Annotated in this window: 12 protein-coding genes; 10 read left to right on the top strand and 2 right to left on the bottom strand. The window is 70.8% G+C overall.

Annotated features, from left to right (window positions below):
- The first annotated feature begins 217 nt into the window (after positions 1 to 217).
- The 4 genes from ACQ5SO_RS14480 to ACQ5SO_RS14465 all read left to right on the top strand — a co-directional run bounded on the left by ACQ5SO_RS14480 (position 218) and on the right by ACQ5SO_RS14465 (position 4,644).
- Complete coding sequence (locus ACQ5SO_RS14480; RefSeq protein WP_430942327.1) at positions 218 to 1,849, top strand: acyl-CoA synthetase; 1,632 nt, start codon at positions 218 to 220, stop codon at positions 1,847 to 1,849.
- Positions 1,849 to 2,856 carry a hypothetical protein gene (locus ACQ5SO_RS14475; protein WP_430942326.1) on the top strand — a complete coding sequence of 336 codons (1,008 nt, stop codon included), beginning with the start codon at positions 1,849 to 1,851 and terminating at the stop codon, positions 2,854 to 2,856. Before ACQ5SO_RS14480 ends, ACQ5SO_RS14475 begins: the two co-directional genes overlap by 1 nt.
- Positions 2,857 to 3,174: 318 nt before the next feature.
- Positions 3,175 to 3,957 carry an ion transporter gene (locus ACQ5SO_RS14470; RefSeq protein WP_430942325.1) on the top strand — a complete coding sequence of 261 codons (783 nt, stop codon included), beginning with the start codon at positions 3,175 to 3,177 and terminating at the stop codon, positions 3,955 to 3,957.
- 108 nt (positions 3,958 to 4,065) lie between these two features.
- Entirely contained in the window at positions 4,066 to 4,644 is a 579-nt protein-coding gene (locus ACQ5SO_RS14465; protein WP_430942324.1) for a VPLPA-CTERM sorting domain-containing protein, read from the top strand.
- Positions 4,645 to 4,744: 100 nt separating this feature from the next.
- Here the strand turns inward: ACQ5SO_RS14465 and ACQ5SO_RS14460 are convergent, their stop codons facing one another.
- Both ACQ5SO_RS14460 and ACQ5SO_RS14455 read right to left on the bottom strand, forming a co-directional pair.
- The gene (locus ACQ5SO_RS14460; RefSeq protein ID WP_430942323.1) at positions 4,745 to 5,719 is read right to left on the bottom strand and encodes an NUDIX hydrolase; all 975 of its coding nucleotides are present in this window, start codon (positions 5,717 to 5,719) and stop codon (positions 4,745 to 4,747) included.
- Positions 5,716 to 6,300 (bottom strand): hypothetical protein, encoded by a 585-nt coding sequence (locus ACQ5SO_RS14455; protein ID WP_430942368.1) that lies wholly within the window; start codon positions 6,298 to 6,300, stop codon positions 5,716 to 5,718. The genes ACQ5SO_RS14460 and ACQ5SO_RS14455 overlap by 4 nt, the downstream gene beginning before the upstream one ends.
- A 195-nt stretch (positions 6,301 to 6,495) precedes the next feature.
- On the opposite strand from ACQ5SO_RS14455, the gene ACQ5SO_RS14450 reads away from it, so the two are divergent.
- The 6 genes from ACQ5SO_RS14450 (at position 6,496) to ACQ5SO_RS14425 (ending at position 15,577) form a co-directional block, all read left to right on the top strand.
- Positions 6,496 to 7,614, top strand: coding sequence for a methyltransferase domain-containing protein (locus tag ACQ5SO_RS14450; RefSeq protein ID WP_430942322.1), 1,119 nt, complete (start codon positions 6,496 to 6,498; stop codon positions 7,612 to 7,614).
- A gap of 192 nt (positions 7,615 to 7,806) precedes the next feature.
- A complete protein-coding gene (gene ahcY / locus ACQ5SO_RS14445) occupies positions 7,807 to 9,198 on the top strand; it encodes an adenosylhomocysteinase (RefSeq protein ID WP_430942321.1) in 1,392 nt (463 codons plus the stop codon).
- A gap of 680 nt (positions 9,199 to 9,878) precedes the next feature.
- Complete coding sequence (locus ACQ5SO_RS14440) at positions 9,879 to 11,972, top strand: 3-hydroxyacyl-CoA dehydrogenase NAD-binding domain-containing protein (RefSeq protein WP_430942320.1); 2,094 nt, start codon at positions 9,879 to 9,881, stop codon at positions 11,970 to 11,972.
- Positions 11,965 to 13,146, top strand: a complete 1,182-nt coding sequence (locus ACQ5SO_RS14435) for an acetyl-CoA C-acyltransferase (RefSeq protein WP_430942319.1) — start codon at positions 11,965 to 11,967, stop codon at positions 13,144 to 13,146. The genes ACQ5SO_RS14440 and ACQ5SO_RS14435 overlap by 8 nt, the downstream gene beginning before the upstream one ends.
- Positions 13,147 to 13,216: 70 nt before the next feature.
- The gene (locus ACQ5SO_RS14430) at positions 13,217 to 14,413 is read left to right on the top strand and encodes an acyl-CoA dehydrogenase family protein (RefSeq protein ID WP_430942318.1); all 1,197 of its coding nucleotides are present in this window, start codon (positions 13,217 to 13,219) and stop codon (positions 14,411 to 14,413) included.
- A gap of 51 nt (positions 14,414 to 14,464) precedes the next feature.
- A complete protein-coding gene (locus ACQ5SO_RS14425; RefSeq protein WP_430942317.1) occupies positions 14,465 to 15,577 on the top strand; it encodes an acyl-CoA dehydrogenase family protein in 1,113 nt (370 codons plus the stop codon).
- Positions 15,578 to 15,745: the final 168 nt, after the last annotated feature.

The raw sequence follows: 15,745 nt of genomic DNA, 5'->3' as shown, positions 1-15,745 counted from the left end.
TGCGCGCGGCCCCGGCGCGCAGAACCGCCCGGCTGCGCCGCGCCGCCTTCTTGCGCCGCCGGGCGGCTTGGATTGATATGGGTTTCGACAGGCGCGCGGCCCGGCCCGGCGGCGCGCCCAAGCCGCAAGACCAATGGCCCCAGGGCCCAGGGCACAACACCGCGCGCCGCGCCGGGCCCCCGTGGCCCGGACCGGCGCGCCAGGAGGATCCGCCGCAATGACGTCTCCCTACACGCTCGGCCTCGACCGCACCCCGGCGAACCACCAGCCGCTGACGCCGCTCAGCCTGCTGGACCGCGCCGCCTCGGTCTTCCCCGACCGCACCGCCGTGATCCATGGCGACCTGCGCTACAGCTACCGCGAATTCGACGCCCGCGCGAAGCGCCTCGCCTCGGCGCTGGACGCGGCGGGGGTGGGGCGCAACGACACCGTCTCGGCGCTGCTGCTCAACACCCCCCCGATGCTCGAGGCGCATTACGGCGTGCCGATGCTGGGCGCGGTGCTCAACGCGCTGAACACCCGCCTCGACGCCGCCGGGATCGCCTTCATCCTCGACCATGCCGAGGCGAAGGTGCTGCTGGTGGACGCCGAGCTGATGCCGCTGGCGCAGGCGGCGCTGGCCCGGGCGCAGGTGAGCCCGCGGGTGATCTGCTGGCGCGACCCCACGGTGCCGGAGACGCATGACGCGGCCGGGGACGCCGAGGATTACGAGGCGTTCCTGGAGACCGGCGATCCGGGTTTCGAAGGCCCCGGGCCGCTGGATGAATGGGACGCGATCAGCCTCAACTACACCTCCGGCACCACCGGGGACCCGAAGGGCGTCGTCTATCACCACCGCGGCGCGATGCTGCTGGCCACCGGCAACGTGATCCAGGCCGACATGGGCAAGGCGCCCGTCTATCTCTGGACCCTGCCGATGTTCCACTGCAACGGCTGGTGCTTCCCCTGGACCATCTCGGTCAAGGCCGGGACCCATGTCTGCCTGCGCGCCGTCCGCGCCGGGGCGATCTTCGAGCTGATCGCCGAGCATGGCGTCACCCACCTGTGCGGCGCGCCCATCGTCATGAGCACGCTTCTGAACGCGCCTGAGGCGGAGAAGCGCCCGCTGCCCCACACCGTCGAGTTCCTGACCGCCGCCGCCCCGCCCCCGGAATCGGTGCTGGCCGCGATGGCCGATGCGGGCTTCAACGTCACCCATGTCTACGGGCTGACCGAGGTCTACGGCCCCTCGGTGGTCAATGACTGGCACCCCGAATGGGACGACCTTCCGGCGGCCGAGCGGGCGCGGCTCAAGTCCCGCCAGGGCGTGCGCTACGCCGCGCTCGAGGCGCTGGACGTGCTGGACCCCGAGACGATGGCGCCGGTCCCGGCGGATGGCGAGACGCTGGGCGAGGTGGTGTTCCGCGGCAACGTGGTGATGAAGGGCTATTTCAAAAACCCCTCGGCCACCGAGAAGGCGCTGAAGGGCGGCTGGTTCTGGTCCGGCGACCTCGCGGTCAAGCACAAGGACGGCTATGTCCAGCTGAAGGACCGGTCCAAGGACATCATCATCTCGGGCGGCGAGAACATCTCCTCGATCGAGGTGGAGGAGACGCTGTACCGCCACCCCGCCATCGCCTTCTGCGCCGTGGTCGCCCGCCCGGACGAGAAATGGGGCGAGACGCCCTGCGCCTTCGTCGAGCTGAAACCGGGGGCCGAGGTGACCCGGGAGGCGCTGATCGCCCATTGCCGCAGCGAGCTGGCGCATTTCAAGGCCCCGCGCACGGTGGTGTTCGGCGAGCTGCCCAAGACCTCGACCGGCAAGATCCAGAAATTCGCGCTGCGCGAGCAGGCGAAGGCGCTGGACTGATGCGGCGGGCCGGGGCGCTCGCCGGTCTCGGGGCCCTCGCGGCAAGCGCCGCGGGGGCGGCCGGGGAGGCGGCCCAGGAGGCGGCCCAGAAGGCGACGGCGGCGGCCCCGGCCACCGATTACTACGCGCTGTGGATCAAGGAGGGGCCCGGGTGGTGGCCCCTCCTTTTTCTTGTCCTGCTGGCGCTGGCGGGCTGGCGGCGGCCGGAGATGTTCTCGGGGCTGCGCAAGTTCTCGGGCTTCGGGGTGGAGATCGAGCGCGAGGTGGAGAAGGTCGAGGCCAAGGTCGACAGCGAGGTCGGCCGGGTCGAGGACGAGACCCTGGCGATGGCCGAGCGGGTGCAGGCGCTGGAGGCGCAGGTCGCGGCGCTGGGCGCGCGGCTGGAGGCGGCCGGGGGCGGGGCCTCCGCGCCCGCGCCCTCCGGGACCCCGTCGCCGGGCGCGGGGGGCGGCGGTTCGGCGCGCGGACTGGTCGAGGGCGCCTCGCGCCATCCGCGGGTGCACATCCCCTTCGAGGAGGCGGACCCCCGGGCGACGGCGGGCGAGGAAAGCGGCGGCGGGCCTGGCGACGCCGACCCTGCCGCCGGGTCCCCGCCGGAGACGCCGCCCCCGCCGCCCGATCCCTTCGCGCCAGACTCCTCCGCGCCCGACCCCTTCGCCCCGGCGCCCGCGCCGCCGCCGCAGGGCCTTGCGCGCGGCGCCGATGCGACCTTTCCCGGCGGGACGCCGGGCGTCGCGTCGCCGACCGCGCCTTCACCTTCACCTTCGCCCGCTTCCGCCGCGCCCGCGCCCGAGTTGCGCGCGCTGCTCGACGCCGCGCTGGGCGACCGGCGCTTCACCTGGCGCAGCCTCGACCGCCTGGCGCTGGAGACCGGGCGCCCGGGGGCCGAGCTGCACCGCATCCTGGCCGAGGACCCGGCCTACACCCTGGGCGAGGGCGCGGGCGGGCGCATCATCGCCCGGCTGACCAGCCGCACGCCCCCCGCCCCGACCCGCAGGAAGGGCTGAGCCGCCGCGCCGCCGCCGCTGCGCCGGGATCTCCCGGGGCCGCCGGTCACCTGTCGGGGGCCTGCTGAGGGCGCAGGGCCGCGCCGCCGGGGCCGCGCGTCCGGCGGCGCGCCCGTGGCGACGGGGCGCCCGCGCGGCGCATCCGGCAGGGGCGCCGCGTGGCGGGGCCTGCGGCCGGTGCGGGCGGCCCCCCCGCGCGGCCCGCACGTGGTTGACGCGCCCGCGCCGCCGCGCAACGCTCCGCCCCCCTGCACCGCATGCCGCCGCGGCGCCCGGCCCGCCTGCGCCGCCGCGCCGCCGCCCGAGAGGACCGTCCAAGTGACCTTCCGACGCCGCGTCTGGACCCAGCTCGACCTCGACGCCTGGACCGGCGGCGGGGTGTCGCCCGTCAACCGCCTGATCCTGGTGCTGGTCCTCGCCTCGGTGACCGTCTCGGTGCTCGAGACCGAGCCGACCCTGGCCGCCTGGTCGCCGCTGTTCCGGTCGTTCAACCTCGTCTTCGCCGTCGCCTTCAGCGCCGAGTTCGCCGCCCGCCTCTGGGCCAAGCCCGAGAACCCGCTCTATGCCGATCCGGGCGGGCGGATGCGCTATTTCCTCGCCTGGCACAGCCTGGTCGACCTGGTGGCGGTCGCCTCGCTCTGGCTCGACGTGTTCGGGATGGGCGAGGGCTGGATCGCGGTGCTGCGGCTGGCGCGGCTGTTCCGCATCTTCTGGCTCACCCGCAGCTCCTCGGTCGGCGAGGCGGTGCGGGAGCTGTGGTCGGCGGTGCGCGAGCGGTCGACGGAGTTGTTCCTGGCCGCGGTGCTGGCGGGGCTGGTGCTGATCCTCGCGGCCATCGCCCTCTATATCGTCGAGGCCGAGGCGCAGCCCGAGGCCTTCGGGTCGATCCCGCGCGCCATGTGGTGGGCCATCGCGACGCTGACCACGGTGGGTTATGGCGACGTCTACCCGGTGACCTGGATGGGCAAGATCATCGCCGGCTTCGCGGCGCTGACCTCGATCGCCATCGTGGCGCTGCCGGCGGGCATCCTCGCCGCCGCCTTCTCGGACGCGTTCCAGAAGACCCGCGCGCGGCGCAAGGCCAAGGGGCCGGACGCCTGAGGACTCCACCCAGGGTTGAATCAGCGAGACTTCGCTTGGTGAATGGTGTATTAAGCACCCGTGCGCGGCGCCGCGCACGGGCATATTTTCATCCACGGGGGATCCTTGATGCACAGATCGCTTTGCGCGGCGGCCCTCGCCGCCCTTCTCGCCACGCCCGCGGCGGCTGTTCCGGTGCAATGGTCCGGCAATGGCCACTGGTACGAATATATCGACCAGGTCACGCTCTTCGAGAACGCGCGCGGTTTCGCGCTGGCCTCGACCTGCACCACCTGCGGCGGGGTCCCGCTGTCGGGCTATCTCGCCACCGTCACCAGCGCCGAGGAGAACGCCTTCCTGCTGACGCTCAACGGCGACGGCTTCCTCGGCGGCTCCGACGCGGCGACCGAGGGCGTCTGGACCTGGCTGGACGGGCCCGAGGCGGGGGACGTGTTCTGGAACGGCGGGACCGGCGGGTCTTCGCCCACCTACGCCAGCTGGAACAGCAACGAGCCGAACAACCTTGGCGACGAGGATGTCATTCATATCAACGGCGGCAATTGGAACGACCTGCAGTCGATCGCCACGCGCGGGTACTTCGTGGAATACTCGGCCGAGGGCGTGTCCGACGTGCCGCTGCCCGCCGCCGCGCCGCTGATGCTGCTGGGCCTTGCGGGCCTCGGCGTCGCCGCGCGCCGCAAGGGCTGACGAACGCGTGACGGCGGACTGACGCGCCGCCGCGCCCACCGGGCGCGGCCGGGCGGCCGAGCGGGGGCTTCATGCCCCCCGAGGCCGCCCGCACCCCGTCTCACCCCTTCCGGGCGCCGCCGAAGCGCACCGGGGTCATCACCCGTTCCCAGCCTGCATCGGCGGTGAAGCGGAATTCCGCCGCCGGGCGCCCGCCATGGCGCGAGGTCATGGTCCCCGTCGGCTCCACCAACCCCGAGCGTTCGACCTGGCGGCGGAAGTTCTGCTTGTGCAGCACCACGCCCTGCACCGCCTCGGCGGCGCGCTGAAGCTCGAGCAGGGTGAAGGTGCGCGGCATCAGCTCGAACAGCACGGGGCGGTATTTCAGCTTGCCGCGCAGCCGGGCGATGCCGGTGGCGAGGATCCGGCGGTGGTCGCGCCACAGCGGGCGGCCGGTGGAGAGCGCGCCGGGGCCGCCCCCGCCCCCGTCCGCGGCCCAGGCGGGGGTCTCCTCGCCCCGGTCGCGCCAGGCCTCGGCCACCAGCCCGGCCTCGTAGAGCAGCTCGTACCGGTCCAGCACCAGCTCGTCCCGCCAGGCGGCGGCTTCCTCGGGGAAGAAGGCGGCCACGCGGTCGGCGCGGTCCTGGTCCTCCGCGGCCCAGTCCGCCAGCGCGGCGCGCAGCGCGTCCAGCGGCTGGGCGGCGCCGGGGCGGCGGTCCTCCCACGGGAAGTACCGATCCCAGCGGGACCAGGCGTGGCGCGGCGGCGGCGCCCCGGCGCGGCGGGCGAGCGCCAGGTACCCGATCGACACCGCGTGGGGGGCGGCGGCGTCCCCGCCCTCGGCCCGCCTCGCGCTGTCGCCGAAGGTATAGAGCTGCTCGACATAGCCCAGATCCAGCCCCGCATCGGCGCGCACCCGGTCGCGCAGCGTCAGCTCCAGCGTGCGCTGGCTGTCGGGGTCGAAGGTCACGGTCGGCAGGCGGCCGTCCTCGGTCACCAGCGCCGCGGCATGGGCGGCGCGGCCCCCGTCCTGCTCCTCGTCCGGGGCCAGCGCCAGCACCACGGCCGAGAGGTCGACGACCACCGCCCGGGTCATGGCGCGGGGGCCTCGGGGCCGCCCATCTCGGCGATCAGCGCCTCGAACCGCGCCAGGAACCGCGCCCGCGCCTCGGCCGGGGGCAGGGGGGCGAGGCGCAGGTCCTGCCAGCCCTCGAACCGGGGCTTGCCGAAGAACTTGTCCGCCTCCTCCTCCGAGAAGCCCGCGATCTGCGTGGCCTCGAGCCAGGCGCAGGCCCGGTCGGCGCGCTTGATCTTCTGCTTCACGGTCTTGGGCAGCGAGGCGGGCAGGCCGAAGCGGATATGCACCGCCGCCTCGAGCCGCGCCTCGAACGCCTTGTAATCGAGCCCCAGCGCCGCCTTGAACGGCGAGATCATGTCGCCGATCACGTATTCAGGCGCGTCATGCAGCAGCGCCGCCAGCCGCCATTTCGCCGGGCAAGGCCCCATGCGGGCGAAGATGTCCTCGACCACCATGGAATGCTCGGCCACCGAGAAGGCCCAGTCCCCCTTGGTCTGCCCGTTCCAGCGGGCGACGAAGGCGAGGCCATGGGCGATGTCCTCGATCTCCACGTCCATCGGGGACGGGTGCAGCAGGTCGAGCCTGCGGCCCGAGAGCATGCGTTGCCAGGCGCGGGGTTGGGTCACGGGAAGGCTCCGGGCCGGGGGAAGATGGGCCAGAGATAAAAGAGCCGCGCCCCCCTGTCGAGCGGCGCGGGGGCCGGTTTTCGTGTCGGTTTCGTGACGCGAAGGGCGCTTCCTTCGCACGCCGCGCCGCGCTAGCGATGGGGGGACCCCTGGCGAAGGAGAGGCGAGATGGATCACGGTTCGGTTCAGGATTACTACGGCAAGACCCTGCAGGGGTCGGACGACCTTCAGACCGACGCCTGCTGCACGGTGGGCGAGATGCCCGCGCGGGTGAAGGCGATCCTGTCGAACATCCATGACGAGGTGCTGGCGCGCTATTACGGCTGCGGGCTGATTGCGCCCGAGGGGCTGAAGGGCGCGCGCGTGCTCGATCTCGGCTGCGGCGCGGGGCGCGACGTCTACGCGCTGGCGCAGCTGGTCGGGCCCGAGGGCGAGGTGGTCGGCGTCGACATGACCGAGGAGCAGCTCGAGGTCGCCCGCCGCCGGCAGGACTGGCACGCGGAGAAATTCGGCTATCCCAACACCCGCTTCCTGCACGGGTATCTCGAGAAGCTGGACGAGCTGGACCTGGAGCCGGGCAGCTTCGACGTCATCGTCTCCAACTGCGTCATCAACCTGTGCATGGACAAGCGCGCGGCGCTGGCGGGCGCCCGCCGCCTGCTGAAACCGGGCGGCGAGATGCATTTCTCGGACGTCTATGCCGACCGGCGCATGTCGGAAGAGCTGCTGAAGGACCCGGTGCTCTGGGGCGAATGCCTGTCGGGGGCGCTCTATTGGGGCGATTTCCTCGCGCTGTGCCGCGACGTCGGCTTCGACGATCCGCGCGCGCTGGAAGGCCGCCCGCTGGCGGTGTCGAACCCCAAGCTGGAGGAAAAGCTCGGCGAGGCCCGCTTCGCCTCGGTCACCATGCGGCTGTTCGCGGCCGAGGGGCTGGAGCCGGGCGCGGAATCCTACGGCCAGACGGCGAGCTATTACGGCGGGCTCGACGGGGCCGAGGAGGCGCTGCGCCTCGACGATTCCACCCTGTTCCCGGTGGACGTGCCGATCGCGATCAGCGGCAACACCGCGGCGATCCTGGCGCAGTCGCGCTTCGCCCCGAATTTCGAGATCACCCCGCCGCTGCCCCATCGCGGCGCCTTCCCCGAAGCGCCCGCCTACCAGCCCTTCGGCGCGCCCGGCGAAGGGGCCGCGGCCGGGTCCTGCTGCGCGCCGGCCGAGGCGCCGGCGGCGGCGGCCTCCTCCTGCTGCGGCCCGGCGGCGGAACCGGCGAAGGGCGGCTGCTGCTGAGCCGGGGCGCGCCCCCCGCCGCGCGTCGAAACACCGGAAAAAAGGGTCCCGCGGGGCCCTTTGGCGCGTTTCGCGGCGAATGCGCGCCGTGGGCGCATTGTTCATTCACCCTTGCGCTGCTACATCCCCTGCAACCGCCGGGCGCATCCGCCCGGCCCATCCGTCATGCCCAATCCCCCCGGAGGCCCCCTCATGACCGACTACATCGTCAAGGACATCTCGCTCGCCGACTATGGCCGCAAGGAGCTGGACATCGCCGAGACCGAGATGCCGGGCCTGATGGCGCTGCGCGAGGAATACGGCGACAGCAAGCCGCTCAAGGGCGCGCGCATCGCCGGCTCGCTGCACATGACCATCCAGACCGCGGTGCTGATCGAAACCCTCGTGGCGCTGGGCGCCGAGGTGCGCTGGGCCTCGTGCAACATCTTCTCCACCCAGGATCACGCCGCCGCGGCCATCGCCGCCGCCGGGATCCCGGTCTTCGCCATCAAGGGCGAGACGCTGGAGGAGTACTGGGACTACGCCGACAAGATCTTCGACTTCCCCGAGGGCGGCGCGAACCTGATCCTGGACGACGGCGGCGACGCCACGCTCTACATCCTGCTCGGCGCCCGCGTCGAAGAGGGTGAGACCGAGCTGCTCGACAACCCGCAGTCCGAGGAAGAGGTCGCCCTCTTCGCCCAGATCAAGAAGCGCATGGCCGCCAACCCGGGCTGGTTCGTCAAGCAGCGCCACATGCTCAAGGGCGTGTCCGAGGAGACGACCACCGGCGTCCACCGCCTGTACCAGCTGATGGAGAAGGGCCGCCTGCCCTTCCCGGCGATCAACGTCAACGACTCGGTCACCAAGTCCAAGTTCGACAACAAGTACGGCTGCAAGGAATCGCTCGTGGACGGCATCCGCCGCGCCACCGACGTGATGATGGCCGGCAAGGTCGCCGTGGTCTGCGGCTATGGCGACGTGGGCAAGGGCTCGGCCGCGTCCCTGCGCGGCGCCGGCGCCCGCGTGAAGGTCACCGAGATCGACCCGATCTGCGCGCTGCAGGCCGCCATGGACGGGTTCGAGGTGGTGACGCTGGAAGACGTGGCCCCGACGGCCGACATCTTCATCACCACCACCGGCAACAAGGACGTGATCCGCATCGAGCACATGCGCGAGATGAAGGACATGGCGATCGTCGGCAACATCGGCCACTTCGACAACGAGATCCAGGTCGCCGCGCTGAAGAACCACAAGTGGACCAACATCAAGCCGCAGGTGGACATGATCGAGATGCCGTCGGGCGCGCGCATGATCCTGCTGTCGGAAGGGCGGCTGCTGAACCTCGGCAACGCCACCGGCCACCCGTCCTTCGTGATGTCCGCGTCCTTCACCAACCAGGTGCTGGCGCAGATCGAGCTCTGGACCCGCGGCGACCAGTACGAGAACCAGGTCTACGTGCTCCCCAAGCACCTCGACGAGAAGGTCGCGCGCCTGCACCTCGCCAAGCTCAACGCCGCGCTGTCCGAGCTGTCGGCCGAGCAGGCCGAGTATATCGGCGTGACCGTGGAAGGCCCCTACAAGCCGGACCACTACCGCTACTGATCCCGCGCGTCCCCCGGCGCCGCCCAGCGGGCGGCGCCGGGACCGTTTCGCGGTCATGGTAAATCCCGGGTAAACAGGTGTCCGGAATTTACACGCAAACTCAATTACTTGTGCCTTGCCCTGCGGGCCGGGCGCTGTATGTTCCGAGTCCCGGGCGCCGAAGTGCGTCTTTTGGCCGAAGCCGAGTCGCCGCTTGATGCATTACCGCGTCGCGCGCCGGATTTCGCCTCCCCTCCAGAACGGATGATGCGGCGGGGACGTGGTCGTGGAAGTGCGCGCGGCCGCCTTCGTGAAGTCGGGTCGTGGCCGTGGGGGGCCAGACAGGTCCGCTTCAGTCCCCCCGCATCGCCCCTCCGGGCCCGCCCCCGGCGGCCTTCCGCCCGAGGAGCGGATCCGCGCCGCCCCGGCCGGGGCGGCCTTCCCCCTTCCGAAATGATCTTATCGCGCCCCGGCGCGCAATTTCGCGACGCCGCCTGTTGCGCGCGGGACGCTTTCTTTCGAAGGTGGTGCTGACGTGCGCGGCGCCCTGCTGCGACGCTCCGGTCCCGGGCGATGCGAAAACCACCCTTGCGTCCTGCGCCGTCTTCTCTAAAACTCGCCGTCAATCTGCGAAACGCAGAACCGCAAAGCAAAACGAGGCCGGACCCCCGGCCGGATGCTGCAAAAGGGATGGGAGCGAGATGAGCGGACCGGTGAGCTACGCGAAGGACGGCGACATCGCCGTGATTTCCATCGACAATCCCCCGGTGAACGCGCTCGGCCAGGGCGTGCGCCAGGGCCTTGTGGACGCGATGGACCAGTTCGACGCCGACGATTCGGCGAAGATCGCGGTGATCGTGGGCGAAGGGCGCACCTTCCCCGCCGGCGCCGACATCAGCGAGTTCGGCAAGCCGCCGACCGGCCCCGCGCTGCCCGACGTCGCCACCCGGATCGAGCGCGCGACCAAGCCGGTCGTCGCCTCGATCCACGGCACCTCGCTCGGCGGCGGCCTCGAGATTTCCATGGGCGCCCATTACCGCATCGCGCAGAACACCGCGAAAGTGGGCCTGCCGGAGATCCATCTCGGCATCTTCCCCGGCGCCGGCGGCATGATCCGCGCGCCGAAGCTGATCGGCTTCGAGAAAACGCTCGAGATCGTGCATTCCGGCCGCCACGTGAAGGCGCCCGAGGCGCTCGGCATGGGCCTGATCGACGTCGTGGACGAGAGCGGCGACGCCAAGGCCGCCGGCATCGCCTATGCGAAGAAGCTGCTCGAAGAGGGCGCCGGGGTCCGCCGCACCACCGACCTGCCGCTGGAGAACCCGGGCAAGGACTGGTTCGACGCCGCCCGCGCCGCCGCCGCCAAGAAGGCCCGCGGCCTGATGAACTTCGTCGAGGCGGTGAACGCCGCCGAGGGCGCGCTGATGCCCGTGGACGAGGGCATGAAGCATGAGCGTGAGCACTACATGAAGTGCCACATGTCCAGCCAGCGCGCGGGCATGGTCCATGCCTTCTTCTCGGAGCGCGCCGTGGCCAAGGTGCCCGAGGCGAAGGTCGAGCCGCGCCCGCTCAAGCAGATCGGCGTGATCGGCGGCGGCACCATGGGCGCGGGCATCACCGCGGCGGCGCTCAACGCCGGCCTCTCGGTGGTGATGGTCGAGATGAACCCCGAGGCCGTCGCCCGCGGCGAGGCCAACCTGCGCCGCAACTACGCGTCCTCGGTCGCCAAGGGCCGCATGACGCAGGAGGCGCTGGACGGGCTGATCGCCTCGAAGATGACCTTCTCGGACGACTACGCCGCGATGTCGGATTGCGACCTGATCATCGAGGCGGTGTTCGAGAAGATGGAGGTGAAGAAGGAGGTCTTCGGCAAGATCGACGCCATCGCCAAGCCCGGCGCGGTGCTCGCCTCCAACACCTCCTACCTCAATATCGACGAGATCGCGGCGGCCACGTCCCGCCCGCAGGACGTGCTCGGCCTGCACTTCTTCTCCCCCGCCCATATCATGCGCCTGCTTGAAGTGGTGGTGGGCGAAAAGACCCTGCCCGAGGTCGCCGCGACCGGCTTCGCGCTGGGCCGGATGATGAAGAAGGTCGCCGTGCGCTCCGGCGTCTGCGACGGCTTCATCGGCAACCGGATCCTGGCCAAGTACATGACCGTGGCCAACTACATGGTCGAGGACGGCGCCTCGCCGTACCTGATCGATGAGGCGGTGCGCGAGTTCGGCTACCCGATGGGCCCGTTCCAGATGGGCGACCTCGCGGGGCTCGACATCGGCTACTTCAACCGCCAGGGCAAGGCCGCCGACCGGAACCCCAACGTGCGCTACGGCGCGGGCTTCCTGGACGAGATGTACCACAAGGGCTGGCTGGGTCAGAAAACCGAGATCGGCTTCTACGACTATGCCGGCGGCGCGCGCTCCGGCCCGCCGAACCCGGGCATCATGCCGCTGATCGAGGCGGAGCGGGAGAAGCTCGGCGTCGAGCCGCGCGAGTTCACCAAGGAAGAGATCATGCGCCGCTACATCGCGGCGATGACCAACGAGGCGGCCAAGGTCGTGGGCGAGGGGATCGCGCTGCGCCCGCTCGACGTCGATATGACCGCGCTCTTCGGCTACGGCTACCCGCGCTGGCGGGGCGGGCCGATGCACTACGCGGACGAGGTGGGCCTGGACAAGATCCTCGCCGACATCCGCGAGTTCGAGAAAGAGGACAGCCATTTCTGGACGCCTGCGCCGCTCCTGGTGCAGCTGGTCGAGGAAGGCAAGAAATTCGCGGATCTGAACAATGCGTGAGGCCGTCATCGTTTCCACCGCGCGCACGCCGATCGGCAAGGCGTTCCGCGGGTCGCTGAACATCACCCACGGCGCGACCATGGGCGGCCACGCCCTGGCCGCCGCCGTCCAGCGGTCGGGCGTCGAGGGCGCCGAGGTCGAGGATTGCATCATCGGCTGCGGCCTGCCTGAAGGGGCCACCGGGGGCAACATCGCCCGCCAGATCGCCCTGCGCGCGGGCCTGCCCGTCACCACCGTGGGCGGGACGGTCAACCGGTTCTGCTCCTCGGGCCTCCAGGCCATCGCGATGGCCGCGCAGGCGATCATCGTCAACGGCTCGCCCGTCATGGCCGCGGGGGGGCTGGATTCCATCTCGCTCGTCCAGGCCAACATGTCGGGCAAGAACCGCAAGGACCCGTGGCTGGAGCAGCACAAGGACGACGTCTACCTGCCGATGATCGACACGGCGGACAACGTCGCCCACCGCTATGGCGTATCGCGTGAGCGGCAGGACGAATACGCCCTGCGCTCGCAGCAGCTGACCGCGGCGGCGCAGGCGGCGGGCAAGTTCGACGACGAGATCGTGCCCATCTCCACCACCATGGCGAAGATGGACAAGGAGACGAAGGAGGTCTCCTACCACGAGGTCACGCTGTCGAAGGATGAGTGCAACCGCCCCTCGACCACGCTCGAGGGCCTCGCGGGCCTCACCCCGGTGCGCGGCGAGGAGCATTTCATCACCGCGGGCAACGCCAGCCAGCTTTCGGACGGCGCCTCGGCCTGCATCCTGATGGAGGCCAGGGAGGCCGAGAAGCGCGGTTTGAACCCCCTCGGCGCCTTCCGCGGCTTCCAGGTCGCGGGCTGCGAGCCGGACGAGATGGGCATCGGCCCCGTCTTCGCCGTCCCGCGCCTGCTGGAGCGCGCGGGGCTGAAGGTCGACGACATCGACCTGTGGGAGCTGAACGAGGCCTTCGCCAGCCAGGTGCTCTACAGCGCCGACACGCTCGGCATCGACTACGACAAGCTCAACGTCAACGGCGGCTCGATCTCGATCGGGCACCCCTACGGCATGTCGGGCGCGCGGATGACCGGCCACGCGCTGATCGAGGGCAAGCGGCGCGGCGCCAAGTGGGCCGTCATCACCATGTGCGTCGGCGGCGGCCAGGGCGCCGCGGGCCTGTTCGAGATTTTCTGAGCCTGATCCGGCCAGCCCCCCGCGTCCGTATCACCGGGCGCGGGATTTCCGCCTGAGACGGGAGGACAAGATGGACCTGAACTACACCCAGGAAGAACTCGCCTTCAAAGCCGAGGTCGAGAAATTCTTCGACGAGAAAGCCCCCCAGCGCCTGCTGGACAAGGTCAAGGCGCGCAAGACCCTGACCAAGGCGGACATGGAGGAGTGGCACGCCACCCTGAACTCCGTCGGCTGGCTGGCCCCGGGCTGGCCCAAGGAATACGGCGGCTGCGAATGGACGCCGGTGCAGAAGCACATCTTCGACGAGATTTCCAACCTGCGCGGCGGCCCGCGGATCATCCCGTTCGGCCTCGGGATGCTCGCGCCCGTGCTGCTGGCCTTCGGGTCTGAGGAGCAGAAGCGCCACTACCTGCCGCGCATCCTCGACGGCACCGACTGGTGGTGCCAGGGCTATTCCGAGCCGGGCGCCGGGTCGGACCTCGCCTCCCTCAAGACCACCGCGGTGAAGGAGGGCGACCACTACATCGTCAACGGTCAGAAGACCTGGACGACCCTCGGCCAGCACGCCGACTGGATCTTCTGCCTCGTGCGCACCTCGAAGGAGGGCAAGCCGCAGGAAGGCATCTCCTTCCTTCTGATCGACATGAACACCCCCGGCGTCGAAGTGCGCCCGATCATCCTGCTCGAGGGCGAGCACGAGGTGAACGAGGTGTTCTTCGACAACGTGAAGGTCCCGGCCGAGAACCTCGTGGGCGAGGAGAACAAGGGCTGGACCTACGCCAAGTACCTGCTGACGCATGAGCGGACCGGCATCGCGGGCGTGGGCAACTCCAACGCCGCGATGGAGAGCCTGAAGAAGATCGCCCAGCAGCAGACCCGCAAGGGCAAGCCGCTGGCCGAGGACCCGATCTTCGCCGCCCGCATGGCGCAGGTGGAGATCGAGCTCGAGGCGATGAAGACCACCAACCTGCGCATCCTCGCCAAGGCCCAGGCCGGCGGCGCGCCGGGGGCGGAATCCTCGATGCTCAAGGTCAAGGGCACCCTGATCCGGCAGGAGCTGAACGTGCTCGCGCGCCAGGCCCTCGGGCCGCACGCGATCCCCTTCGTGTCCGAGGCGCTGGAAGAAGGCTCGAACGAGAGCTGGATGGGCCCGGACTACGCCCAGGGCATCTCCAAGAGCTACTTCAACAACCGCAAGATCTCGATCTTCGGCGGCTCGAACGAGATCCAGCGCGGCATCATCACCAAGGCGATCCTGGGGCTCTGAGGCGCGCGGGGCGGCCCGGCCGCCCCCGCCCGGACCGGGGAGGAGAACAAGATGGACTTCAACCATACCGAAGACCGCCGGATGCTGGCGGACACCCTGTCGCGCTTCCTGCGGGACACCTATCCCATTGAGAAACGGCTGGAAATCGCCGAGACCGACGCCGGGTATTCCGACGAGGTCTGGGGCCAGATGGCCGAGCTCGGGATCCTCGGCGCGCTGTTCGGCGAGGAGGTCGGCGGCTTCGGCGGCGCGGCCTTCGACGTCGCGGTGGTGTTCGAGGAGCTCGGCAAGGCGCTGGTCGTGGAGCCGGTGCTGGCCAACCTGATGGCGGGCACGGTGCTGGCCGAGATCGGGAGCGACGCGCAGAAGGCGATGATCGAGGAGATCGTCGGCGGCGCGAAGAAGCTGACGCTGGCGCATTACGAGCCGACCTCGCGCTACGAGGCCTCCGAGGTCTCGGCCCACCTGTCGGACGGCAAGATCCACGGGACCAAGACCGCGGTGCTGAACGGCGGGACGTCGGACGGGATCCTGGTCACGGTCCGCACCGGCGGGGACCTGTGGGACGAGGACGGGATCTCCGTCTACCTCGTCGATCCGAAGGGCGAGGGCGTGTCGATCCGCGAGGTTCCCGGCATCGACGGGACCCGCGTGGCCGAGGTGGTGCTGACCGGCGCGACCGGCGAGCTTGTCGGCCCCGAGGGCGGCGCCTTCCCGGCGCTGGAGAAGGCGCTGGCCATCGGCTGCGTCGCGCTTTGCGCCGAGGCCGTGGGCGCGATGACCGTCGCGCGGGACATGACCCTCGACTACCTCAAGCAGCGCAAGCAGTTCGGGGTGATCATCGGCCGGTTCCAGGTGCTGCAGCACCGGATGGCGGACGTGTTCATGGAGATGGAGCAGGCCACCTCGGCGCTGATCAACGCCGCCGGGCGCTTTGACCAGGACCGGGTGGTGCGCGAGAAGAACGTCTCGGCCGCCAAGAACACCATCGGCCGCGTCGGCAAGCTGGTGGCGGAAGAGGCGATCCAGATGCATGGCGGCATCGCCATGACCTGGGAATACGCCGTCGGCCACTACGCCAAGCGGATCACCATGATCGACCACCAGCTGGGCGACGCCGACTACCACCTCGAGCGGTACATGGAACTCGGCTCGGCCGCCTGAGCGGGGCTTGAGCGAGAGATGAGGGGGGCGCGGCTTCGGCTGCGCCCCTTTGCGTGGGGCGGGTTGCGCCCGGCCGGGGGCCGCGGCGCCCAAGGGGGGGGGGGGGGGGGGGGGGGGGGGGGGGGGGGGGGGGGGGGGGGGGGGGGGGGGGGGGGGGGGGGGGGGGGG

The sequence above is a fragment of the Rhodovulum sp. DZ06 genome, assembly GCF_050586345.1.
In the GTDB taxonomy this organism is placed as follows: Bacteria; Pseudomonadota; Alphaproteobacteria; order Rhodobacterales; family Rhodobacteraceae; genus JBOCEF01.
Note: the sequence above shows the minus strand (reverse complement) of the source record. Positions and strands in the feature narration are given on the sequence as shown.

What these genes read in the sequence shown, in the direction of transcription:
- ACQ5SO_RS14460 (WP_430942323.1), bottom strand. Translation starts at nt 5,719, where the DNA reads ATGACCCGGGCGGTGGTCGTCGACCTCTCGGCCGTGGTGCTGGCGCTG.
- ACQ5SO_RS14465 (WP_430942324.1), top strand. Translation starts at nt 4,066, where the DNA reads ATGCACAGATCGCTTTGCGCGGCGGCCCTCGCCGCCCTTCTCGCCACG.
- ahcY (WP_430942321.1), top strand. Translation starts at nt 7,807, where the DNA reads ATGACCGACTACATCGTCAAGGACATCTCGCTCGCCGACTATGGCCGC.
- ACQ5SO_RS14425 (WP_430942317.1), top strand. Translation starts at nt 14,465, where the DNA reads ATGGACTTCAACCATACCGAAGACCGCCGGATGCTGGCGGACACCCTG.
- ACQ5SO_RS14480 (WP_430942327.1), top strand. Translation starts at nt 218, where the DNA reads ATGACGTCTCCCTACACGCTCGGCCTCGACCGCACCCCGGCGAACCAC.
- ACQ5SO_RS14450 (WP_430942322.1), top strand. Translation starts at nt 6,496, where the DNA reads ATGGATCACGGTTCGGTTCAGGATTACTACGGCAAGACCCTGCAGGGG.
- ACQ5SO_RS14440 (WP_430942320.1), top strand. Translation starts at nt 9,879, where the DNA reads ATGAGCGGACCGGTGAGCTACGCGAAGGACGGCGACATCGCCGTGATT.
- ACQ5SO_RS14455 (WP_430942368.1), bottom strand. Translation starts at nt 6,300, where the DNA reads ATGCTCTCGGGCCGCAGGCTCGACCTGCTGCACCCGTCCCCGATGGAC.
- ACQ5SO_RS14435 (WP_430942319.1), top strand. Translation starts at nt 11,965, where the DNA reads ATGCGTGAGGCCGTCATCGTTTCCACCGCGCGCACGCCGATCGGCAAG.
- ACQ5SO_RS14475 (WP_430942326.1), top strand. Translation starts at nt 1,849, where the DNA reads ATGCGGCGGGCCGGGGCGCTCGCCGGTCTCGGGGCCCTCGCGGCAAGC.
- ACQ5SO_RS14430 (WP_430942318.1), top strand. Translation starts at nt 13,217, where the DNA reads ATGGACCTGAACTACACCCAGGAAGAACTCGCCTTCAAAGCCGAGGTC.